The organism is Legionella stuttgartensis (genome assembly GCF_977063405.2).
Genome location: NZ_CDRUHA020000071.1, coordinates 494756 through 517100, shown reverse-complemented (window position 1 = coordinate 517100; position 22345 = coordinate 494756). Strand labels below are relative to the sequence as shown.

Sequence of the window (22345 nt, the reverse complement as noted above, 5' to 3'; positions counted from 1 at the left end):
TATGTATTGTCTTGGTTCATCTTAAAATGGCAGATTATTTCTGATTAAATAATCAATTCTAATATTAAAAACAATTCGAGGAGCTAGGGTATTCAGCAAGTATACGTTCTGAACTCGTCAATTTAATCTTTTTATTTAAGAGGTATTTTTAAAACGTTCAATTCGCTCCTTTTCTTTCTCATCACTACTGTCCGCAATCCTTTCGCGAGTTGCTTGAATTTGAGCTTTCATGTCCGCAAATTTACTGTCTAGACGTCCTGTAGTTCCATTTAATTCCTCAATTTTTTGCTCAAGCTCTTTTGAGTATCTTGTTATGATTGAATCGAGGCACTCAAGAGATGCTTTAATGTCTGTTATCGATGAGGAGCCGTTCATTTTATCCAGTGCGTAAACAAGTTCATCATGGAACGCTTGCGCAATCGCAGACTTGGCTTGAGTTAACTCATTTTTGAATACATCTCTAAACAATTTTGTTTTGGTACTGTTAAGATATTCATCAAGAGAATTTAAATTACTTATCATAAGTGCTTTAACTTGATGCACAATATCGATTGCGGGAACTTCATGCCATGGATGATCATCTCCCTCTAAAAGAACTGTTCTAGATAAAAGTCCAGATGCTTTGCCTGGTTTCCTTCGTAAATATACTTTTGTTTCTGAAATATCTACGCCACGATCGCTTAAATATTCTAAAAAACGTGCCACAGAATACAATGAAGGCTTATAATGTCCACTATAAGTATTAATACTAATTAATTTACCATTTTGTATTTCCATCTCTCCTGCGGCTAATACAGGAGCACCTGCATTCATTGATGAATGTGCAAGTTTTCTACGTTGTTTATCCTCTTGTACACCTAAATGCTCAAAAGCAGAAAGCTCACCATTCGCATTTAAAGTAAATGCGACAAATCCAGGTTTGTTGTGGGCAATTAATTCGGAGGAATCAAAAACCCGGCCTTTTTTATGAAGTAAGCCATTATGGATTTCAATCCGATACTCTGCTCTTTGCTCTGGTGTTAAATAGGTAGTACCCCAGGAGCTATCAATTTTTTTAGAGCCTTGGTTAACATCGAGGAGTTCTCCCGCATCAAAGGCTTTTTGAATATCTGCTTGTGCAGAAACTTTAGAAATAGGCGTAGCCTTTAAGACTCTATCACTTTCAAAGTGATATATTCCTTTGGATAGCATGGGGATATAATTTGGATTGTTTTGTTTTTTACTTTCCCTTTCATCCATTAAATTTTTTAGAAGCTGGTTAAGTCCATTTTTGTCAGTGGAAAAATTTTTGATATCAAAAACATAAATCATAAAATCTAGAGCTTTAAGTCGAGCATTTTTTGATAAAAATTGATTATTATAATCAGCCCAAGCCTGATCGAGTCGTGTTGCGAGTGTTCCACCTCTACTTGAAAAATATTTCTTAGTCATTTAGAGCTCTAAAGGCAACCCATATAATGAATTATAGTTCGAATTGCTACAGTTCAGAGCCCACTACAAATTAGTCGTTTCCAGGCCAATCATTAATTTTAATATCGAAATGATTTAATAATGCGATGACCTCCGGGAAGGAAAAGCGTGCCAGTTTGATTATATTTTCATTTGGATCAATGGTGTAATTGATAGCATTTGTAAAATCGGCAGAATATAAATTTGTATGGAGAAATAGGCTATTCAATAGGTCCGATTCCACAAAGCTTGCATGACTTAAATTTGCTTCTCTGAAATCAATATCATGCGCTTTACATTCTTCGACAATCAAATTAGAAAGTTCTAATCCATAAAAACTAGAATGGCTTAAGTTGCAACTATAAAAATAGAGAGGGCTTGTAAGTTTGACTAAGGGCCAGCTCAATTCGGTCCAGTTTACTCCTATGATTTTTGAATTTTTAAATGAAACTTCTGAAAACTTACAATTTGGAAATTTTGCCAACGCCAGATCGCAGGATTCAAAATCACACTCAGTGAATTTTATATTACTGAAAATAACGTCAATAAATTTGCATTGCTTGAACTGGCAGTTTTCGAAATTAAGCTGTTCAATTCGTGTTTTTTCAATAATTAATTGGGTGAATGTTTGATTAAAATAATTTTTTTCAGTAAATGGAGACGACATATATTTTCTCTATATTTAAATTAAAGATATAGGGGATACGAAGCATTCACGACCACGTCATCCTGAGGAATTGTCGACGAAGGATCTCCTGATGGTCATCATAACTCATCTTCTGGAGGTCTCCTCACTGTGTCTTCCAATTCACCTTAAGTTTTCCTGGACTTATAACACTCCCCATGTCCCGTGACTTGTCCTCGGGATCCAGGGAGTGAGGCACTAAGTTTGCTTTTTCCTGGATGCTGTGAACAAGTCGTAGCAGGTAGGGTTTCCTGGCTTCAATGGAAACTTAAGGTGAATTGGAAGCACTACGTTCGGGATGACGAATAGGGTACACACTTTATGTTTCATTTGCTGTTGTATCGGTTTCCATGAGTTCCAGCTCATCTAATTCGATATCGACGGACTCAATTTTTTGGAAACGCGATGTAATTTTTTTAGCAGAAGTATTTACTTCACTAACGTCTTGATGCGCCAAATTAATATGCTTGGAGAGCTTATCCATTCTTTTTTCAAAGCGTTGGAAATCATCAGCTAAAGCCTGTAAGTGTTTTTGAATAATGTGAACTTGTTTGCGAGTCGCATCATCTTTAAGTACCGCTTTAGCAGTAGTAAGTACCGCCATCAATGTGCTTGGGGAGACAAGCCATACTTTTAATCTTTGAGAAAGTGAAATTAAATCTGGATAATTGGCATGAATTTCTGCAAAAATGGATTCTGCAGGAATGAACATCATCGCCCCATCAGTAGTTTCATTGGGAATGATGTATTTTTCTGCGATGTCTTTAATATGTTTTTGAATATCCTGACGAAATTGCTGTTGTAACGATTTCTTCTCGACTGAACCTGCATCTGTACTAATCAATCGCTGATAGGTTTCCAAAGGAAATTTAGCATCAATCACCACATTACCGGTGGGCTCTGGCAAAAATAAAATGCAATCGGCACGTTTTTGATTGCTTAAGGTATATTGCATTGCAAAATGATTGGGAGGAATCATATTACTAATTAGCGTTGCCAGTTGTACCTCACCAAAAGCTCCCCGCGCCTTTTTATCAACTAATACATCTTGCAAGCTGACCACATGACTCGATAATTCAGTGATTTTCTTCTGCGCCTCATCAATGATGGTTAATCGTTTTACTACATCGATAAAAGTAGAAGAGGTTTTTTCAAAGCCTTCCGTTAGTTTATGATTGACTTGTTGCGTTAAACTATGGAGATGATTGCGAATTTCTTCAGTAAGCAACTGCAAATGCGAGGTGAGGGAGCTGGCATGTTGCTTGAAACTATGGCTTATTTGTTCCCGAACGTCGGTCATTTGCTTTTGGACTGTATCATGGATAAGTTGTTGCGTTAATAATTGTCCTTGGGCAATTTTCGCACTTACATCCAAGTGCACTTGGTGTAGTTGCATGGTAAAGGCCTCAATAGTTTTTTCATTAAACTGTCTACTCAGTTTTTTTTGTTGGCTTTGGCTTATCAAAAGCCAAATTAAGAGTAAAAATTGCAGGGCTAAAGCACATGCCACGCCCTCAAGTAAGGTTATTGAAGATAAAAATTGCATTAATTAGTCCAAAAGTTGGCTGAGTTTAATCGGCTGATCGTATTGATAAACTGGTTTTAGTTGCCCGTAATCAGTCAGGTGCAAATAACCAACAGAGAGCTGATCCTCTGCTAAATGTGCAAAATTGTCAAAGCTAAATTTAATTATTTGTTTTCCTGGTTCGAGCCACTGGGCACTCTGCGTTGTTTCAATCGGAATATTCGTTCCCTTTGAGTTTTTCTTGTATAAAACGCTTTGTAATGCGTATCGACTTGCTGTAGCCACTTCTACCTTAGCAGCTAAAGTTAAAGGATTTGAGGAAATCTTTTGGATGCTAACAAGACTGGCAGAAGGGATTGCATAGGAAAATGCAGCGCGTCCTGTGCGATGAATCGGGCCATTGTCATGAAGTTCGCATAATACATCTACATCGATATACCAATTCACTCCATGAACATTTTCATCTGACGTTAAAAGGGCACTGGCTTGGAATTGGTTGCGCTTTACCTCTTTTATTTTAAGAGGAATTGTTTGGTTGTTAGGACCTATTAATGTCGCATTGATATCATCTGCAGGATAGGACGTTATATTATCTTTTAAAGTAATGAGCGCGTTAAATTGAGCTCCATATTGATATTGCAATGCAGATGGTTCAATTTGTAAATAAATTAAAGAATATTTTTCAAAAACATGAATAAGATAAGTATCTGCTTCATTTGCAGCGTTTGTTGATTTACTTTTGATTACATACTTACCAATTCCTAACTCGGGTTTGATTTGCATCATGGCCTGATGTGACCCGATTTTAAGTGATTCATCTATGGCTTCATCCTGACTATATAGAGAAGAGGCATCTTTTAAACTCATGAATGTACCAGAGGCACTTTTTAGCTCCAATTCAGGCATGGATTTATCTTTTTGCAAAGGAATAATGCGTAGTACTGCTTCTGGTGCTTGAATCGGTAAAATAACCCCTTTTTGCAATTGGGCAGCAGTTACTCGTTGTTCATAACTATAACTTTTTTGAATGTTGCTTTCTGCTTTAGTTAAAGAAGTGACTCCCATGCTCCAGTTATCCTGCAAGTGCTCATGTGATAAAGTATCGCAAACATCACATTCATAAGATTTCACCGGAGTTTGTGGCAAGGTGAATGCGTTGACTTGTGCGCAACAAAATAAAGACAAGAAGGTGAGAGTAGTTCTCATTTTACAGCTCCTTTAGAATGTAATACTGAAATCAGTATTTTATCCAGTCCAAAACATGAATGACGACTTTGGTTATGACTAAGTGTCGTCTGATCTTCCGTTTGTTGTTTATCGTAAAACCAAACTGATCCTGCCGCAATTTGGGAACTACAATTTAAAAAACCATCCGCACATGAATCCAAATAAATTTTAGCAAGTTTTAAACCGCTATTGAGTAAATAACCATTACAGTAACTGGCTGAAGAGAAAGGGGAGGAGATAACATTAGTTCCTATCACTGAATCAAAAGGTAAGGGTAAGGATGGGCGATTTTTAGTACCAAATAAGAGTTCTTCGTTGTAGATATGCATGTCACCTACCCGTTGTTGTCTCACTGCATCTCCTGTATATCCCAATAACCAACTCAAGCTTGCTTCAAAAATACCTCCATTCAAGAGCATATCGGCAAGCGGTGTACCTCCACTTGAAGGAGCTAAAGCGACAATTTGTTTGATTTTTCTTTTTAATAGCATGTAGCGTTTGTCGTAGGTTGGGTTAGAAAGAATCCAACGCATTACATTTCCGCCATTGGAATGGGTGTAGAGAATTAGAGAGTCAATTTTTTTATGATTTATAAAATCTAATAACTGATTTGCAGTACACCCTGCAACAGCTTCATCCCACATGTATTTGCTGTAATCACAATGAACTACATAGTAGTTTCCAGGATTAGGAAGTGCTTGAGCAATATCTTGAATAAAATCGGTTTTCCAATAATCACCCTCGGCATCTTCTCGGTGGTCATTTGTTCCATGGACAAAAGCAATACCCAAATTGCCATATTCGTGAGATTGGGGAAGAGCATAAGTTAATGTAGCGGATACAAGTAAAAATACTGCGGCTAAAATACGTTTAAAATCCATTTTTATCACGCCTCGGTTTCTGTTGAGTCGATATGTATCTATAGCATATTTTTTAATGATAAACTAATGTTTTAAGATGATTGCTTACCCCTCTATAAGGTTATAAATTAATGCATAGCTGAGTGAGGTACAGACTGTTAGAAGATTAGAATTATGGATGGAAATGAATGAGTATTGATGAGATAAAGGAACAAATTTCTGAGTTGCAGAATAAAATTAGGAAGTATGATTATCACTACTATGTACTCGATGAACCATTGGTTCCTGATGCCGAATACGATAGATGTTTTCGTGCATTACATGATTTAGAAGCCAAGTATCCTGAATTATTGACGGCCGACTCACCCACTCAACGCGTTGGGGGTACTCCTGCCGATGCATTCATGCCTGTTACTCATCGACAACCTATGTTGTCCTTATCGAATGTATTTACTGAAGAAGAGTTGCAAGCCTTTATTAAACGAGTTACCGACAAACTGGATGAGCCACTCCAGCAATTGGTTTTTACGTGTGAACCTAAATTAGATGGCCTTGCTGTCAACCTTACCTACGAAAATGGAACATTAGTTTCTGCCGCAACACGCGGGGATGGAACTACAGGCGAAAACATTACTGCTAATATTAAAACAATCGCTGCGGTTCCTTTGATTTTAAGGGTATCAAAACCACCTCGTTTTATCGAAATCCGTGGTGAAGTGTACATGCCGAAAGCAGGATTTGAAGAGTACAATGAAAAAGCTAAAGAAGCAGGAGAAAAAGTTTTTGCTAATCCTCGTAATGCTGCTGCCGGGAGTTTACGACAATTGAATCCTGCCGTGACAGCAAGTAGGCCTTTAGCTATTTACTGCTATGGAATTGGGGCTTGCGAAGGGTACAGTTTACCAAACACGCATTGGGAGCAATTGCAACTACTCAAAGAGTTTGGTTTTAGGGTTTCTTTGGATACAAAAAGAGAGATTGGTATTAAGGGTTGTTTGGATTATTACCATGGTATATTAGCCAAGCGTGCTCAACTTCCCTTCGAGATTGATGGGGTTGTTTATAAGGTTGATAGCATACCTTTACAACAACAACTTGGTTTTATTTCAAGGGCACCTCGATTTGCTTGCGCCCATAAATTTCCTGCGACAGAAGAGATGACCGAACTTTTAGCTGTTGATTTTCAAGTAGGGAGAACTGGCGCTTTAACCCCAGTGGCGCGTTTGGCACCCGTCAATGTTGCAGGGGTTACTGTAAGTAATGCGACATTACATAATATGGATGAAATTATTAGAAAAGATATTCGTATCGGTGATATTGTCATTATTCGTCGTGCTGGAGATGTTATTCCAGAAGTCGTTTCTGTTGTTCTAGAACGACGCCCTGCACATACCAAGGAAATTCAGTTACCTACAACATGTCCTGTTTGTGGTTCTGAAGTGGTTCGCGAGGAGGGGGAAGCGGTTGCTCGTTGCGTTGGCGGGCTATTTTGTAAGGCTCAATTAAAAAGAATGATGTGGCATTTTGCTTCTCGTAAGGCCATGTATATAGAGGGATTGGGGGCTGTGCTTATTGAGCAGTTGGTCGATGAGGGGATTGTCCGTCATTTACCTGATCTGTACACGCTTGATGCTTCTATTTTGGCAAATCTTCCACGTATGGGAGAGAAGTCAGCAACAAATTTATTAGATGCTTTGGAACAAAGTAAAAATACAACGCTTAGTCGATTCCTTTATGCTCTTGGAATTCGTGAAATTGGCGAGTCGAGTGCACGGATGTTGGCAGAGCACTTTGGAGATATTGATGCGATTTCTAAAGCAACAGAAGAAGAGTTGATGAGTTTGCAGGATATGGGGCCTGTAGGTGCTTTTAATGTGGTCCATTTCTTCGCCCAAGATCATAACCGTAAAGTTATTGAGCATTTATTAGCACTTGGAGTTCATTGGCCAAAGATTGAAAAAAAGAAAGTCAATAAAGAACATCTTTTATTTGGAAAAACAGTAGTCTTAACCGGGACTTTGAGTACTATGGGACGTGAAGAAGCGAAAACAAAATTGTTAACTCTAGGGGCTAAGGTAAGTGGCAGTGTCTCAGCGAAAACGGATTATGTGATTGCTGGAAGTGAAGCAGGATCCAAATTGGATAAAGCAAATGATTTGGGGGTTGCTGTTTTGGATGAAGGACAATTTTTGGAAATGTTAGCGAGTTAGAGGCTTTAAATAAGGATATTTTTTTGAATCGTATACAGCGCATAGTTCTGATTGCTCTGCTTTTAAATAGCGCTAGCTTCGCTTATGCTTTGCCATGGGTTTTAAATAATCCATATCCTCAGGAGCAATCAAAAGAAAATATTTATTATTCATCATTTTCTGAACAGCCTAAAACTCTGGATCCAGCGCTTTCTTATTCAACCAATGAGTCTATTTTTATTGCCCAAATATATGAACCGTTGTTGCAGTATGATTATTTACAAAGGCCATACCAATTAACTCCATTAATAGCTACTCAAATGCCCGAGTTACGGTACTTGGATGAGCAAGGTAACCCACTACCTGAAAACAGTCAGCAAACTCCTGCTTTTAGTGTTTATACCATCCACATTAAAAAAGGAATTTATTACCAGCCTCATCCGGCGTTTGCTAAGGATGATACAGGTGCATACCGTTATCATCATATAACACCGGAATATTTAGATGATGAAGGGATTAATCAATTATCTGATTTTAAGAATACTGGCACACGAGAATTGATTGTTGATGATTATATTTATCAAATAAAACGTTTGGCAAATCCTCAATTAAGCTCCCCGATTTTTGGTTTGATGAATGACTATATTGTGGGTTTTGCGGAATATGGGCAGACGCTCCCTAAAAATAATAAATACATTGATCTGCGTAATTACCCTTTAAAAGGTCTTAAAAAAATAGACGACTACTCATTTGAGATCATCTTAAAGGGGGAATACACTCAATTTCTATTTTGGTTGGCTATGAGTTTCTTTTCACCCGTTCCATGGGAAGCTGACTTTTTTTATTCTCAACCAGGAATGTTGGACAATAACATCACTTTGAGTTGGTTCCCTGTAGGAACAGGACCGTTTATGTTAGTTAAAAACAATCCCAATCGGAGTATGGTCTTACAAAAGAATCCAAATTTCCGTGAAGAGTATTATCCCAGTATTGGTTCGGATGAAGATAGAAAATTGGGATATTTAGATAATGCAGGCAAACGTTTACCATTTATTGAAAAAGCAGTTTTTACATTAGAAAAAGAGTCCATTCCGCGATGGAATAAATTTTTACAAGGTTACTATGATAACTCTGTAGTAGGTGCGGATAGTTTTGACCAAGCCATTCATACAAACCGACATGGAAAAGCAGAGCTAACACCCGAGATGCGAAAAAAACACATGTATCTCACCGAAGAATTACAAGCCACTACCTACTATATGGGCTTCAATATGCTTGATAAAGTAGTAGGTGGTTCCAGTGAACGTGCGCGCAAGTTAAGGAGAGCTATTTCCATCGCGGTAAACTATGATGAAAATATAGCCATTTTTCATAATGGTCGAGGTATTCCTGCTCAAGGGCCTATTCCACCCGGAATTTTTGGTTATAAAAAGGGTAAAGATGGTATTAATCCCTATGTTTATCAATGGAACGATGGTGACATAGAACGACGTCCTATAAGCGATGCCAAAAAACTGATGATAGAGGCAGGGTATCCAGATGGAGTTGATCCCGCTACTGGAAGTCATTTAATTTTACATTATGATGTGACCACAACGGGAGCCCCTCAGGACAAGTCATTATTTGATTGGATGCGTAAACAATTTGCCCAGATAGGTATTGATTTGAATGTACGTGCAACCCTATATAATCGTTTTCAGGAAAAAATGCGCACCGGAGATACACAAATCTTTAGTTGGGGGTGGGTAGCAGATTACCCGGATCCTGAAAACTTTCTGTTTCAATTGTATGGTGCCAATGGCAAGGTGAAGTTTAGTGGTGAAAATGCTGCAAACTATCAAAATCCTGAATTTGATCGTCTCTTTAATTTAATGAAAAACAGAAAAAATGATGAACAAAGACAGCAGATCATTGACGAGATGCTCCAAATTGTTCGAAGTGATGCGCCTTGGATTTGGGGGATACATCCTGAAGAGTTTGTTTTATCCCAGAATTGGGTTGCACGCGTTAAACCCAATACGATGTCTTTTGCAACATTAAAATATATTGCCATCAATGTACCTGAACGCAATAAATTGAGACTAATCTGGAACCAGCCTATTTTTTGGCCGTTGGGTATCTTATTTGGGCTTATTCTAATCCTAGTTCTTCCTTTGGTTATTGCCTATTACAAGAAAGAAAGAAAACCAGCAGAACGGAAATCTCTATCATGATCAAATATTTATTTCGGCGAGTGACTTACTCGATCCCTATTCTTTTTGGAATTAATCTCATTACGTTCATTTTATTTTTCATGGTGAATACACCTGATGATATTGCGCGGATGCATTTGGGGCAGAAGCATGTGGAGCAGCAAGTGATCGAGGATTGGAAAGCAGCACATGGTTACAATTTACCCTTATTCTACAACGAACAAAAAACAGGAATACAAAAAATACAAGCAACATTGTTCTTTCAAAAATCCATGAAACTGTTTACTTTTGATTTTGGGGTCTCTGATTCTGGACGTGATATTAGTGAGGATATTACTTATAGAATGTGGCCGAGTCTTTCAATCGCCGTTCCTGTTTTATTATTGGATATTGTTGCTAATATTATTGTAGCAATGGCTATGGCCTTTTTTAGGGGGACGTATCTTGATTTAACTGGCGTGGTGCTGTGTATTATTTTAATGTCCATATCCAGCTTGTTTTATATTATTGGTGGCCAATATCTTTTTGGTAAATTATTACGTCTCGTACCCATTTCAGGCTATGACGGGGGTTTTGAAGCGTTGAAGTTTGTTATTTTGCCAGTTACGGTCGCAGTACTTAGTGGCTTGGGGGCTGGTGGTCGTTGGTATCGTACTTTGTTTTTAGAGGAAATGCATAAAGACTATGTTAAAACGGCCAGAGCTAAGGGGTTATCTGAGCAAAAAGTAATGTTCAAACATGTATTAAAAAATGCAATGCTTCCCATACTAACCGGGATCGTAGTACTTATTCCTTCATTATTTATGGGCAGTTTGATCTTGGAGTCCTTCTTTGGCGTACCAGGTTTAGGCAGTTATACGATTGATGCGATTCAACAACAAGATTTTGCTATAGTACGTGCTATGGTGTTCTTGGGGTCAATTCTTTATATTGTTGGCTTGGTATTAACTGACATCTCTTATATGGTGGTTGATCCCCGCGTAAGGTTATCTTAAATGTATATTGATGAGATTAGTTGAGAAGAAAAAATGACTTTTGAGTTTCTATGGACTGATAAATGTTTTCTCACCTTATTGGCCTTAAGTATATTGGTTATTTTGTTAAGCTTGCGCAAGCAGCATATAAGACGTTCTTTTTCCATAATTTTGCATAGGCCCATTGCTGTAAGTGCAGGCATCATCTTATTATTTTTTATGACTATTGGTGTTTTGGATTCGATTCATGTTACCTCGGTACATAAAGACTCAGAAACGGCAACTACAGTGTTGGATAGGATTCTGGCTCCTATAGATCAGATTTCCGAAAAAACATATTCGGCCCCTTTAGCTTTAACGCAGTTCATCAGTGAAACTACCTTAATAAATGGTGTTGTTAAACAAACGCATCCAACATTAATTTATCCTGGACAAAGGGTAAAAACCGAAACAGAAAAAAATGAGGTCATAGAAAGTTCAATTAGAAGTGCATTGAAAATCAGTATATTAACAGCATTTTTTATAGGACTAACTCTCATTTTGACCCGTTATAGTCGTCGATCAAAACCTTTGTTTGCTTTAAGTGCTACCAGCTTAAGTACCATAATTACCATAGGTGGCCTTACATTTTTTGTTGTGCTTGGTTATGAGCTTTCAAGAGTATTTCATGTATTGGGTACCGGGCAAATTGGCCAAGATATTTTTTACTTTACTATTAAAAGTATTCGTACTGGTTTGGTCATTGGTCTTTTAACCACTTTATTTATGCTGCCTTTGGCTTTATTTTTAGGGGTGGTTGCTGGGTATTTTGGTGGTTTGGCAGATGATCTGATTCAGTATGCTTATACTACTTTAAGTTCGATACCCGGTGTTTTATTAATTACTGCCTCAGTTTTATCTTTGCAAGTGTATATAGCTAATCACCCCGAGCAGTTTACTACCTTGGCTCAGAGTGCAGATGCACGTTTGTTAGCACTTTGTTTCATTCTAGGAGTAACGAGTTGGACTAGCTTATGTCGTCTTTTGCGAGCAGAGACTTTGAAATTGCGTGAAGTGGATTATGTTCAAGCGGCACGTGCTTTAGGATCCAATTGGTTTACCATTATTCGCAAACATTTACTGCCTAATGTGATGCATATTGTGATAATCACCTTGGTTTTGGACTTTAGTTTTCTCGTTATGGCCGAGGCATTACTTTCTTACGTGGGGGTAGGCGTTTCTCCCATGACAATTAGTTGGGGAAATATGATCAATAGTGCACGCTTTGAACTTGCACGAAATCCAGTGATTTGGTGGCCCATGCTGGCTGCGTTTCTCTTTATGTTTTTGTTAGTTTTAGCAATTAACTTATTCGCAGATGCGGTCCGGGATGCTTTTGATCCACATCAATCCCATATTTGAATAAAAAAATAGTTTTGGTCCCTATATTATGGGTCTTGTTTATCCTGCTATGCAGGTAGGCAAAACGCTTGATTTAGGTTAAAGTTCCTCAATTAAGCTTAATGAGTTAATTTCCTTATGCAACAACGTTTTGTACATTTACGTGTTCACACTGAGTTTTCTTTAGTTGATGGTTTGGTTCGGGTTAAGCCTTTAATGAAAGCGCTACCATCTCGAGGAATGTGTGCTGTTGCGGTAACTGATCATTGTAATTTGTTTGCGGCAGTGAAGCACTATAAAACTGCTGTTGATGCGGGAATCAAACCGATTATTGGAAGTGATTTACCTTGCCATGACCCTGAGCAACCTGAGCGTGTTTCTTCTATAGTTCTTTTATGCCTTAATTCGGAAGGTTACAAAAATTTAACATGCCTTGTTTCTAAAGCCTACCAAGAAGGGCAATATCAAGGACAACCTCGAGTACACAATCAATGGATTAAAGAATATTCCTCAGGGCTTATTGCTTTATCAGGTGGACGATTTGGTGATATTGGACAGGCTTTATTAGCCAATGATGATGCATTGGCCAAAAGCAGAGCATTATATTGGCAAGCACTTTTTCCTGATCGTTTTTATTTGGAAATTCAACGTACAGGGCGGCCTGATGAGTCCCGTTATAATGAAAAATTAATTGCATTAGCTGACGAGTTGAGATTACCGCTCGTTGCTACCAATGATGTACGTTTTCTTGATCAAGAAGACTTTGAAGCTCATGAAGCTCGTGTTTGCATTCATGAGGGTTATTCATTAGCAGATCCTAGAAGAGCGCAAAAATATAGTGCGCAACAATACTTACGCTCAGCCGATGAAATGGTTGCTTTATTTTCGGATTTACCTTCTGCAATAGAAAATACTGTTGAAATCACGAAACGCTGTACCGTAAAACTGGACTTAGGTAATAATTATCTACCCAATTTCCCGATACCGGATGGCTCTACTGTTGAGGAGTATTTATCTCATTTATCACAAGTGGGGTTGGAAGAGCGTTTACAACAAATATTTAAAAACAAACCTGAAGCACTGCAGACCTCTCGAGAAGAATACGATAAACGTCTTCAAATAGAATTGGATGTTATTAATAACATGGGTTTTGCTGGCTACTTCCTTATCGTAGCTGATTTTATTCAATGGGCCAAAAAAAATGGCGTGCCTGTAGGACCTGGACGGGGTTCGGGAGCCGGCTCATTAGTTGCCTATGCATTAAAAATTACCGATTTAGATCCTTTAGAATATGAATTACTTTTCGAGCGTTTTTTGAACCCAGAACGGGTTTCAATGCCTGACTTTGATATCGATTTTTGTATGGAAGGGCGTGATCGAGTCATTGATTATGTGGCGGAAAAATACGGCAGACAAAGCGTTTCACAAATTATTACCTTCGGTACTATGGCTGCAAAGGCAGTAGTGCGTGATGTGGGACGCGTGTTGGGTCATCCTTATGGCTTTGTAGATAAATTAGCAAAATTAATTCCTTTTGAAATCGGTATTACATTAAGCAAAGCGATGGAGCAGGAGGAAGAGCTCAAGCGTCGTTATACCGAGGAAGAGGAGGTCAAAGAGTTAATTGATTTGGCTTTAAAACTCGAAGGAATTACACGGAATGCGGGAAAGCATGCTGGAGGGGTAGTTATTGCACCATCCCAGCTTACAGATTTCACAGCTATTTATTGTGAAGAAGGCTCCAACCAAATTGTTAGCCAATTCGATAAAGATGACGTTGAAGCAGCAGGTTTGGTCAAATTTGACTTTTTAGGATTACGTACCCTGACGATTATTGATTGGGCATTAGCCACAGTAAATAAGAAACAGGTTGCGGAAGGATTACCATCAGTTGATATCAGTCAAATACCCACAGATGATGCCGCGACTTTTGATTTATTAAAGGCATGTAAAACAACAGCAGTGTTCCAGCTGGAATCCCGTGGTATGAAGGAATTAATTAATCGCTTACAGCCGGATTGTTTTGAAGACATTATCGCGTTGGTGGCTTTATTCAGACCAGGACCTTTACAATCCGGAATGGTGGATGATTTTATTGACCGTAAGCATGGTCGTGCTGCTGTTGACTATCCTCACCCTGATTTGGAACCTATTTTAAAACCAACATATGGCGTTATCTTATACCAAGAACAGGTAATGCAAATTGCGCAGGTATTAGCAAACTATACTTTAGGGGCAGCGGATTTATTACGTCGCGCCATGGGAAAGAAAAAGCCAGAAGAAATGGCAAAACAACGAGAAATTTTTACTCAAGGAGCAACTGCCAGAGGTGTTGATGAAAAGGTCGCAACCCATATCTTTGATTTAATGGAAAAATTTGCTGGTTATGGTTTTAACAAATCACATTCAGCAGCTTATGCTTTGGTCGCTTATCAAACCGCTTGGCTTAAGGCGCATTATCCGGCGGCATTCATGGCTGCGGTAATGTCTTCGGATATGGATAATACGGATAAAGTAGTCACCTTTATTGATGAGTGCGCTCATATGAAATTGAAGGTTTTGCCGCCTTCAATCAATCAGTCAATGTATCATTTTACAACCGCCGATGATGCCACCATTATTTATGGTCTTGGTGCCATAAAAGGAGTGGGTGAGTCAGCCATTGATTGCATTACCGAGGAGCGGAAGGCTGGAGGGACATATACTGACTTATTTAGTTTTTGCCAGCGTCTTGATCTGCGCAAAGTAAATCGACGTGTATTGGAAGCAACCATTAAAAGTGGTGCTTTTGATGAGTGGAATGTGGAACGCGCTATATTGACCGCCTCTTTGGAAAAAGCGTTAAAAGTGGCGGAAAAAGAGCATCAAAATCAATCCAGTGGTCAATTCGATTTGCTTTCATTATTGGAAGATGAGAGTAATGAGCATGAGTACGTACAGTGTAAACCATGGTCTGAGGCTCAACGCCTGGAAGGGGAGAGGGAGGTATTAGGTTTTTATCTAACCGGACATCCAGCGGATCAATATCGACGTGAGTTTGGTGATTTTATCGTTTCAATCAGTCAATTAAATCCATCGATGCACAAAAAAGCCGTGATCTGTGCGCAAATAGTAGGGATTCGCAAGATTGTGACTAAGCGCGGAAAAAAGTTGGTCATTCTAGGGATGGATGATTCTACGGCGCGACTTGATGTTGTTGTGTTTGGAGAGCTTTTTGAGTCTTCCGTTGCGAACTTGGCAACCGGAGATATGTTAGTGATTGAAGGTGAAGTAGCGCATGATGATTATAATGGTGGCGTGAAAATGACTGCAAATTCACTCTATGATGTTCCTACAGCGCGTACTAAATTTGCTCGATGTTTGGAGTTGCGTTTGCATGCTGGGAGCCAAGGAGTTTTAGCTTCCGTTCAGGCTTTGTTAAAAGCTCATATTGGTCGTTGCTCAGTGCAGTTTTCCTACAGAAATGACTATGCAAAAGCGCAGTTGAGTCTGGCACCACAATGGCAAGTGATTCCTAGTGATGAGTTACTTGAGCTTTTAACCAATCTTTTGGGCGATGAACAGGTGGTGATGAAGTATTAAACTGGGTGAGGCGAAGCGGAGCCTGGGGAATATGTGATAGAGAAACCCGGGTTACGGCTTGCGCCTTCACCCAGACTACATGTTATATTTTTTATCCTAATAACTTATCCATTTTGGCTGCACAAATAAAATCATTATGACTTAATCCATTAAGCGCATGAGTCATAAAGCTTACGCGACAATAGTTATATCCGACCTCTAAATCAGGATGATGATTTTCGATGTTTGCTATCCACGCGAGAGCATTGACAAAGGCCATTGTTTCATAAAAATTATTAAAAGATAAACTTCGTTTAATGATTCGGTTATCTGCACTAACTTCCCAATTCTTATTTAACTGTGGCATTAAATTTTTAATTTGTTCGGCATTTAATGCAGCCCCTATGCCTTCACAAGATTCGCAATGTTTGCTGCTTAAGTCACTGGTCATTTTATTTCCTCACTTGCAGGGTCTTTGTCGATTCTACTATCTTGGCCAAAATGAAGCGATTTTATGCGCTCCGATAATCACATACTTTATGTATGCTGCGTTTCGGTACTCCAAATCACATCATTTTGTCTCAATCTAGAGAATTGTCAATTACCATAAAAGGTACTTAATGTATCAAGAAAACGATTGTTCTGTTCCTGGGTTCCTACGGTAACTCTTAGGTAATTGTTCATCTTATATGGATGCAGAGGTCGCACGATAATACCTCTATCAAGTAAATAGTTATAGAGCCGCATGCCATCTTCCTTACAGTCTATGGTAAGAAAATTACATGCAGAGGGTAGGTAGGTTATATCCAATTGATTTAACCCTTCTTTCATTTGCAGCATTCCTTCTGCATTAGTTCGCAAACTTAATTGAAGAAACTCATCATCATCCAGTGCTGCATGGGCGGTAGTTAGAGCAACTTGATTGACCGTAAATGGGAGCTGTATACGGCGCATTAGCTCAATTATAGAGGGATGAGCCACTGCATAACCTAATCGTACGCCCGCTAACCCATAAATTTTTGAAAAGGTACGTGTGATGACTAAATTGGGATGATGAGCGAGCCAGTCAATACTGTTGCAATTCAATTGAGCAGCAGCATATTCATAATATGCTTCATCAACGACCAATATGGTGGTTTCAGGAATATTTTCTAATAGGCGTTTTATTTCCTTTGGATTAATCAGGATGCCTGTTGGATTATTCGGATTCGCTAAAAATATAATTGCTGTTTTTGAATTGCATGCTTGGATTAATTTATCTACGTTGACTTGCCAATCTGAATCAATCCCAATGGTTTGAACCGGGATATTTAAGGTATGGGCTTGAATCGCATAAGTGCTAAATGCATATTCGTGGGTAATAATGTGTTTGTCATGATGTAGTGCAAAACAGTTAAGTAGAATCGTGTATATATAATCTGAACCATTACTTACAAAAAGCTGGTCGGTATTGATTTTGAGTTTATTGGCCAGTTTAGGAATTAAGGGATGATTCATTGGAGAAGGATAAGTTGCCAGGGTGTGGGGGGACATTTCTTTTAAGGCAGCCAAAGCTAATGGACTGCAGCCTAAAGGATTTTCGTTACTGGCCATTTTAATAATATCGTGGGCGTTAATCCCTTTTTCCCGTGCTAATTCTTCTATAGATTTACCTGGTTTATAGGGGACTAAAGATTGTATGCCTGGATGAGGTAATTGTTGAACTTTAACCATCATAATTTTCCCTAACTAAAAATTTTACCCATATTATCCAAGCTTTAACATTCTGTCACGAGCTCATGGGTTAAAAATCATTTAATTTATTACCGGATGATGTACATCCGGTATGAGATTATTTATTAAAATTCATTTGGGCAACCAAATCATCAAAAGCACGATTGGGGATCAAATCGGCCTCGTTTAGATATTGACGATCAATAGGACATGAATGGTTTTTTCTTATCCAAAATCGAATATCTCCGTTTCCCTTACCATCATTAAATGTATGTCCATGGGGATCAATAACTGTAGGGGTTCCATTTACTCCTAGCGGTTCAAATGTGATCGGATCTAGGAGTTCATTAGGTGATACAGAGTTTTTTCCCTCCTTAACAGAGGATGCTTGTCCTTTTAATGGACCAAAAATAAGCTTTGCCCATGTGGTATTTTTATAATGCTCAACTTGATCACGAAATTTGTCCGAATGTACTGCATTATCGGGTACGCAACATTCTGAGCGATATCCATTGGCGCCAGCAGGAACTTCCCCCGATTTTCCATAAATAAGCGCGACGCCATTAAGTACTGCATTTCTGCATAATTCAATCAAGTCCGTACACTTATCTAGAAAATGAATAGGTATGTAGAGGAGTGCTCCAATAGCCCAGCCTGCCAGACCACCAAGTTCAGAACCGATGTAAGCAATAGGCATAGATAAGGGTAAAAAAGGTAAGAAAAATTCAAGAGCTTTTGCGGCGAGATAAGGGATGGCAGTGAATATCGTGCTTACAGCTACTCCCAGATTCCAGGCTTTTTGAGAGTAACTGCTAGGTGCTTCATAAACATTTTCGAAAAAAGTTGTTTGGCCAATAAAAACAGCAAACGCATCAACTGAATCATAGATTTTATGTTTTAGAGAAAGTAATCCTTGATGTAGTAAGTCGGGAAAAAATAAGGTGGCACCAATAATGGCTCCTACAGGGGCGCCAATCACAAAACCTAATAATTCACCTATCCAACCAAAAGCACCTTGCATCACCCCATGTAGGCGGGTGCCATCTGCATAGTCTATATATGCGCTATTGGTATCCCAGTACGAGGTGTATTCAGGAACCCAGAGAATGGCAAGCATCAAGTCAAGAAGTACCCCAGGAATACTGGTAATTCCTCTTAAAACTCGACGGGTTAATACATGTCCAACAGTTGCACCTTTAGCTAAATAAGCATACATCATTTTTCCCCTTTTAATGCCTAATTATTTTGCGGGTATTGCTTCTTTGTTTGTGTCCGGCGCCATTTTAAACACATTAAAGATTAATAACAATCTAATAGATCGCATATGGATCATTTAGATTTGTATTGATACTTTCTGTTGATTTGATGAGGTATCATTGCTCTTGAATTTTTAGTTACAGGGCGCTAACCTGTGCCTGCAAACCAACCACAGGAAAAATGGAATATGAATTGGCAAAAGGGATTTTCCCTTACTGAAGTATTGGTGTCTTTAGTACTGGTAACCACGTTGACTCTCGTTTTATTACAACAACAACGACAGAGCAAACAATTATTAAATCAATTAGTTTTTCGAACACAAGGATCTCAATTTCTCGATCAAATTGAGGAGACGTTGACGGCCAGAGTGTCGAAACTGCCCCCGATTCCTTCTGCGTATCATTTGGAAATCCAACAACAAAAACACCAAGTACTGATTCATCTTGCATGGTTTGAGCAATTAGGCACTATAACCCGTAAACGAAACCCCATAGGACGTAATTAGATGAAAAAACAAATGGGGCTTAGTTTGACCGAAGTATTAATTAGTCTTTTTCTGGCAACCGTGATTATGACTGAATTGATCCAACTTTATTTAGAGAGTAAGCATCAATATCTTGAGACTGAAAAAGTTTTAGCAATACGTTTTGATTTGCAATGGGTAAGTGATTTGTTGAGTGATAGCATTAGACGCGCAGGTTTTACTCCATGTTTAGGCATGGACCGCTTGCAAATCATTGATCGTCGAAACCATCAAAATACCATTCGAGCCCTACGTATTGGGAACCATTCGGAGCAATTTATTCAAGTCAACCGCATGAATGAACATTTTGCACAAATAGTGAAAATTGAAAGTCGAACGAGAATATGGGTACAGAGTTCTGCGATATTTCATAATAAGCGCCCCATCCTGATTGCAGATTGTGACCATGCTGAGATACACGAACTATTCGATATCGAACCACAAGGTGAGCAGCTTCTAATTAGTCTCAATAAACCCCTATTTTTTTCTTATAATAGCTCCTCTTATGTTGGTGAGTATCTTGAAGAGAAATGGTTCATTAAGAACAATGTCCATCATGAGGATACCTTACATTATAAGTTGGTACATACAGAAGAAATAACACCTTTAATTCATTTCATGCATACTCGAAAAAGAAACGTAAAAGAGAAGCAGTTTCTCGAAATTAGTATGGGTTTAGATGAGAACAAAACGCATGAGCTTAGGGTTTTGGTGCGTGGATGAATGGAACAAATAAAGGATTTATTTTATTAGTAACGTTACTTATTATTGGTGTGATAAGTCTACTCGCATTGACCTCAATGCAGCACGTTTTGCTCTATTATAAGGCAATCAATAAACAAGAGCTGTTCCATCAGAATTTTTATCAATTAGAGGATGTAACCTCGCAATTGTTGCATCAACACCAAACATTCAATCAAGATTGTTTAGTACACTCAGACTCTGCAAATCAGGCAATACATCATCTGCTTCATCAAAAAGGGTGTTCTTTGGTGAGTGGTTCAAGCCAGTACAAGTATTTCATTGAAGATTTGGGGGAGTTTCCTTGTTTAGTAGTTCGGCAGAAAGGACGAACGTCTGCAACTCATCATCAGCGAGTTACTGTGGTATCGATTGAAGATGGGGCTCCTGCTTCTCTTTTACAAATACGGTTTATCAATACTGGAGGAGTCATCCCTTGTCTTGCAAAGGAACGTTCTGTTTCTCTAGGAGTGAGCAGTTGGCGGTATTTACCTTCTATATAACTCGGTCAAGACTTGCTATCTTGGTGACTTATTGTGGCTTTATTAAACTTATTTAAGTGTTTTAAAGCATTTGATTTTACGAATTCATTAATTTTTTTATATTGGTTATTGATGCAATTTTTTTATTTGAGAGTTCCACAAAAATTATTTAATATCAATTTCTTATTAAAAGAATTGTTTGTGCGTTAATAGATTTCAATAAGCACTTATTGTTTAAATTTTGTTATATTTCGTTGCATAATATTCCATAACGTGTAAAAATTGTCCGCCTATGAATACGAAAATACGCTTTATTACACTTTTTTTAGCCTTGATTGCCGTAAGTACTTTGGTATGGTGGTTTTGGCCGGCAAAACAGCCCTCAAAGATGTTCAGACAGGCTGAATTTGAACGATTACCTGGTTGGAAATCAGCGGATTTGAAAAAATCTTTACTGACTTTTCAGACTTCATGTCGTGCTTTTATTAAACAAAACCCCGAAGAAGTTGTCGGCACCGATGATATTGATTTACAAGTAAAAGATTGGCAGCCAGCTTGTAATGCTGCTTTAAAGATTTCTCCTGCATCAGAACAGGAAACAAAGCAATTTTTTGAAAAATGGTTTACTCCAGTAGAATTCACTGATATTGGCGAAAAACCTGGCTTATTTACCGGTTATTATGTCCCTATAATTAAGGGGAGTTATAAAAAATCCAAAGAATTTCATGTTCCTCTCTATGAAACACCTGATGATCTCGTGACCTCTGATTTAGGTCTATTTTTTAACGATTTAAAAAGTCGCCGTATTGTAGGTCGGTTAGAGGGTAAAAAACTGGTCCCTTATTATACTCGTGAAGAAATTAATAATGGAGCACTTAAAGGTAAGGCACGTGTTTTGGTATGGATTAATAGCCCTATAGATCGTTTGTTTTTAGAAATTCAAGGTTCGGGAGTAATTGAACTTGAGGATGGCAGCAATCTTTCAATAGGTTATGACTCCCAAAATGGAAAACCTTATACTGCAATTGCCGGTGTATTAATCAAAAAAGGAGTGATGACTAAAGATAATGCATCCATGCAGGCAATAAAGCGTTATTTGGAAGCTCATCCCAAGCAGATGGATAAAGTAATTAATCAAAATAAATCTTTTGTTTTTTTCCATAAAATGTCTTATGGAGTCGCTTTAGGTTCACAAGGAGTGGCATTAACCCCTGGTTATTCGCTTGCTATTGATAAACAATGGGTACCTATGGGTGCTCCTCTTTGGTTAACTACTACACGCCCTGATAGTAACAACCCGGATGAAAATAAACCCATGCAACGCTTGATGATTGCTCAAGATACAGGCGGAGCGATACGCGGCAAAGTACGTGGGGATGTTTTTTGGGGTGGTGGCGAAAAAGCGACTTTAATCGCCGGACATATGAAAAATCATGGTCATTACTGGATTCTTTTACCCAAGCAAGCGATATCTCGTTTAGAGAAAAATAAGTTGATTTCTGGGTAGTTTCCCTCACCCTAACCCCTCTCTCGAGGAAGGGAGATGGGAGTACTTTTCTTGATAAACTTAAGTTTTGCCCTTCTCCA

17 protein-coding genes are annotated in these 22345 nt (G+C 38.5%); 9 read left to right on the top strand and 8 right to left on the bottom strand.

From position 1 onward, the window contains the following. Positions 1-135: 135 nt before the first annotated feature. The 5 genes from ACWTEW_RS26875 to ACWTEW_RS26855 form a co-directional block, all read right to left on the bottom strand. The gene (locus ACWTEW_RS26875; RefSeq protein ID WP_454781150.1) at positions 136-1431 is read right to left on the bottom strand and encodes a hypothetical protein; all 1296 of its coding nucleotides are present in this window, start codon (positions 1429-1431) and stop codon (positions 136-138) included. Positions 1432-1501: 70 nt separating this feature from the next. Continuing rightward, entirely contained in the window at positions 1502-2116 is a 615-nt protein-coding gene (locus ACWTEW_RS26870; RefSeq protein WP_454781149.1) for a pentapeptide repeat-containing protein, read from the bottom strand. Between the two features lie 337 nt (positions 2117-2453). Further along, positions 2454-3680 carry a DNA recombination protein RmuC gene (locus tag ACWTEW_RS26865; protein WP_454781148.1) on the bottom strand — a complete coding sequence of 409 codons (1227 nt, stop codon included), beginning with the start codon at positions 3678-3680 and terminating at the stop codon, positions 2454-2456. 3 nt (positions 3681-3683) lie between these two features. Beyond that, positions 3684-4865, bottom strand: a complete 1182-nt coding sequence (locus tag ACWTEW_RS26860) for a DUF4785 domain-containing protein (protein ID WP_454781147.1) — start codon at positions 4863-4865, stop codon at positions 3684-3686. Beyond that, positions 4862-5767: a hypothetical protein gene (locus ACWTEW_RS26855; protein WP_454781146.1), complete on the bottom strand. Its 906-nt coding sequence runs from the start codon at positions 5765-5767 to the stop codon at positions 4862-4864. The genes ACWTEW_RS26860 and ACWTEW_RS26855 overlap by 4 nt, the downstream gene beginning before the upstream one ends. A 167-nt stretch (positions 5768-5934) precedes the next feature. On the opposite strand from ACWTEW_RS26855, the gene ligA reads away from it, so the two are divergent. The 5 genes from ligA (at position 5935) to dnaE (ending at position 16063) form a co-directional block, all read left to right on the top strand. Continuing rightward, entirely contained in the window at positions 5935-7956 is a 2022-nt protein-coding gene (gene ligA / locus ACWTEW_RS26850; RefSeq protein WP_454781145.1) for an NAD-dependent DNA ligase LigA, read from the top strand. Positions 7957-7979: 23 nt separating this feature from the next. Next, entirely contained in the window at positions 7980-10148 is a 2169-nt protein-coding gene (locus ACWTEW_RS26845) for an ABC transporter substrate-binding protein (RefSeq protein ID WP_454781144.1), read from the top strand. Beyond that, positions 10145-11122 carry an ABC transporter permease gene (locus ACWTEW_RS26840; RefSeq protein WP_454781143.1) on the top strand — a complete coding sequence of 326 codons (978 nt, stop codon included), beginning with the start codon at positions 10145-10147 and terminating at the stop codon, positions 11120-11122. Before ACWTEW_RS26845 ends, ACWTEW_RS26840 begins: the two co-directional genes overlap by 4 nt. Positions 11123-11155: 33 nt before the next feature. Further along, positions 11156-12502 carry an ABC transporter permease gene (locus tag ACWTEW_RS26835; RefSeq protein ID WP_454781142.1) on the top strand — a complete coding sequence of 449 codons (1347 nt, stop codon included), beginning with the start codon at positions 11156-11158 and terminating at the stop codon, positions 12500-12502. Positions 12503-12619: 117 nt separating this feature from the next. Continuing rightward, positions 12620-16063, top strand: a complete 3444-nt coding sequence (dnaE, locus tag ACWTEW_RS26830; RefSeq protein ID WP_454781141.1) for a DNA polymerase III subunit alpha — start codon at positions 12620-12622, stop codon at positions 16061-16063. Positions 16064-16154: 91 nt separating this feature from the next. Here dnaE and ACWTEW_RS26825 read toward each other — a convergent pair whose 3' ends face one another. The 3 genes from ACWTEW_RS26825 to ACWTEW_RS26815 all read right to left on the bottom strand — a co-directional run bounded on the left by ACWTEW_RS26825 (position 16155) and on the right by ACWTEW_RS26815 (position 18974). Continuing rightward, a complete protein-coding gene (locus tag ACWTEW_RS26825) occupies positions 16155-16493 on the bottom strand; it encodes a 4a-hydroxytetrahydrobiopterin dehydratase (RefSeq protein ID WP_454781140.1) in 339 nt (112 codons plus the stop codon). Between the two features lie 146 nt (positions 16494-16639). After that, positions 16640-17758: a histidinol-phosphate transaminase gene (gene hisC, locus ACWTEW_RS26820; protein WP_454781139.1), complete on the bottom strand. Its 1119-nt coding sequence runs from the start codon at positions 17756-17758 to the stop codon at positions 16640-16642. A gap of 115 nt (positions 17759-17873) precedes the next feature. Beyond that, positions 17874-18974 (bottom strand): RING finger protein, encoded by a 1101-nt coding sequence (locus tag ACWTEW_RS26815; protein WP_454781138.1) that lies wholly within the window; start codon positions 18972-18974, stop codon positions 17874-17876. Between the two features lie 225 nt (positions 18975-19199). On the opposite strand from ACWTEW_RS26815, the gene ACWTEW_RS26810 reads away from it, so the two are divergent. The 4 genes from ACWTEW_RS26810 (at position 19200) to mltA (ending at position 22265) form a co-directional block, all read left to right on the top strand. Next, positions 19200-19517 (top strand): prepilin-type N-terminal cleavage/methylation domain-containing protein, encoded by a 318-nt coding sequence (locus ACWTEW_RS26810; RefSeq protein WP_454781137.1) that lies wholly within the window; start codon positions 19200-19202, stop codon positions 19515-19517. Further along, the gene (locus ACWTEW_RS26805) at positions 19518-20258 is read left to right on the top strand and encodes a PilW family protein (protein WP_454781136.1); all 741 of its coding nucleotides are present in this window, start codon (positions 19518-19520) and stop codon (positions 20256-20258) included. Beyond that, positions 20255-20779, top strand: coding sequence for a type II secretion system protein (locus ACWTEW_RS26800; RefSeq protein WP_454781135.1), 525 nt, complete (start codon positions 20255-20257; stop codon positions 20777-20779). The genes ACWTEW_RS26805 and ACWTEW_RS26800 overlap by 4 nt, the downstream gene beginning before the upstream one ends. Before the next feature lie 271 nt (positions 20780-21050). Beyond that, complete coding sequence (gene mltA, locus ACWTEW_RS26795; protein ID WP_454781134.1) at positions 21051-22265, top strand: murein transglycosylase A; 1215 nt, start codon at positions 21051-21053, stop codon at positions 22263-22265. Positions 22266-22345: the final 80 nt, after the last annotated feature.

Coding starts and splice junctions, on each gene's coding strand:
- ACWTEW_RS26875 (WP_454781150.1), bottom strand. CDS start 1,431: ATGACTAAGAAATATTTTTCAAGTAGAGGTGGAACACTCGCAACACGA.
- ACWTEW_RS26870 (WP_454781149.1), bottom strand. CDS start 2,116: ATGTCGTCTCCATTTACTGAAAAAAATTATTTTAATCAAACATTCACC.
- ACWTEW_RS26865 (WP_454781148.1), bottom strand. CDS start 3,680: ATGCAATTTTTATCTTCAATAACCTTACTTGAGGGCGTGGCATGTGCT.
- ACWTEW_RS26860 (WP_454781147.1), bottom strand. CDS start 4,865: ATGAGAACTACTCTCACCTTCTTGTCTTTATTTTGTTGCGCACAAGTC.
- ACWTEW_RS26855 (WP_454781146.1), bottom strand. CDS start 5,767: ATGGATTTTAAACGTATTTTAGCCGCAGTATTTTTACTTGTATCCGCT.
- ligA (WP_454781145.1), top strand. CDS start 5,935: ATGAGTATTGATGAGATAAAGGAACAAATTTCTGAGTTGCAGAATAAA.
- ACWTEW_RS26840 (WP_454781143.1), top strand. CDS start 10,145: ATGATCAAATATTTATTTCGGCGAGTGACTTACTCGATCCCTATTCTT.
- ACWTEW_RS26835 (WP_454781142.1), top strand. CDS start 11,156: ATGACTTTTGAGTTTCTATGGACTGATAAATGTTTTCTCACCTTATTG.
- dnaE (WP_454781141.1), top strand. CDS start 12,620: ATGCAACAACGTTTTGTACATTTACGTGTTCACACTGAGTTTTCTTTA.
- ACWTEW_RS26825 (WP_454781140.1), bottom strand. CDS start 16,493: ATGACCAGTGACTTAAGCAGCAAACATTGCGAATCTTGTGAAGGCATA.
- hisC (WP_454781139.1), bottom strand. CDS start 17,758: ATGATGGTTAAAGTTCAACAATTACCTCATCCAGGCATACAATCTTTA.
- ACWTEW_RS26815 (WP_454781138.1), bottom strand. CDS start 18,974: ATGATGTATGCTTATTTAGCTAAAGGTGCAACTGTTGGACATGTATTA.
- ACWTEW_RS26810 (WP_454781137.1), top strand. CDS start 19,200: ATGAATTGGCAAAAGGGATTTTCCCTTACTGAAGTATTGGTGTCTTTA.
- ACWTEW_RS26805 (WP_454781136.1), top strand. CDS start 19,518: ATGAAAAAACAAATGGGGCTTAGTTTGACCGAAGTATTAATTAGTCTT.
- ACWTEW_RS26800 (WP_454781135.1), top strand. CDS start 20,255: ATGAATGGAACAAATAAAGGATTTATTTTATTAGTAACGTTACTTATT.
- mltA (WP_454781134.1), top strand. CDS start 21,051: ATGAATACGAAAATACGCTTTATTACACTTTTTTTAGCCTTGATTGCC.